This is a genomic window from Phytoactinopolyspora halotolerans, from assembly GCF_010550675.1.
Classification (GTDB): Bacteria; Actinomycetota; Actinomycetes; order Jiangellales; family Jiangellaceae; genus Phytoactinopolyspora; species Phytoactinopolyspora halotolerans.
Window position 1 is genome coordinate 1 of record NZ_JAAGOA010000063.1, and the last position, 886, is coordinate 886.

Genomic DNA, 886 nt, shown 5'->3' on the forward strand with positions numbered 1-886 from the left:
ACTGCTTGACCAGGGCGTTGCGAGGCTCGGAGATGATCCGGATCAACGCATCCCGATCCAACGGACTCACCGTCGTCAACACCGGCAACCGACCGATGAACTCCGGAATCAACCCATACTTCAACAAATCCTCAGGCATCACCTGAGAAAACACATCCGCCGCATCACGCTCGGACTTACCACCGATATCCGCCGCGAACCCCAACCCACGCGAACCGACCCGCTGCTGAATGATCTCATCCAACCCAGCAAACGCCCCACCCACAATGAACAACACATTCGTCGTATCGATCTGGATGAACTCCTGATGCGGATGCTTCCGCCCACCCTGCGGCGGAACACTCGCCGTCGTCCCCTCCAAGATCTTCAACAACGCCTGCTGCACACCCTCACCCGACACATCCCGGGTGATCGACGGATTCTCACTCTTCCGCGCGATCTTGTCGATCTCATCGATATAGATGATCCCCGTCTCGGCCTTCTTCACGTCATAATCAGCCGCCTGGATCAACTTCAACAGGATGTTCTCCACATCCTCACCGACATACCCCGCCTCAGTCAGCGCCGTGGCATCGGCGATCGCAAACGGCACATTCAACATCCGCGCCAACGTCTGCGCCAGATACGTCTTGCCACACCCCGTCGGACCCATCAACAAGATATTGGACTTGGCCACCTCAACAGCCTCATCCTTACCCGACGACCGAGACGCCCCCGACTGCCGCGCACGCACCCGCTTGTAATGGTTGTACACCGCAACCGACAACGCCTTCTTCGCCACCTCCTGACCGATGACGTACTGCTCCAAGAACTCGTAGATCTCACGCGGCTTCGGCAGCTCCGACAACCCACCCGTCTCCGGGTTCTCGCTGAGCTCTTCCTCGAT

Annotated in this window: 1 protein-coding gene; it reads right to left on the bottom strand. The window is 58.4% G+C overall.

All coding sequences use genetic code 11. From position 1 onward, the window contains the following. The coding region (clpX, locus tag G1H10_RS32095; RefSeq protein ID WP_163745357.1) for an ATP-dependent Clp protease ATP-binding subunit ClpX at positions 1-886 on the bottom strand (886 nt) is incomplete at both ends.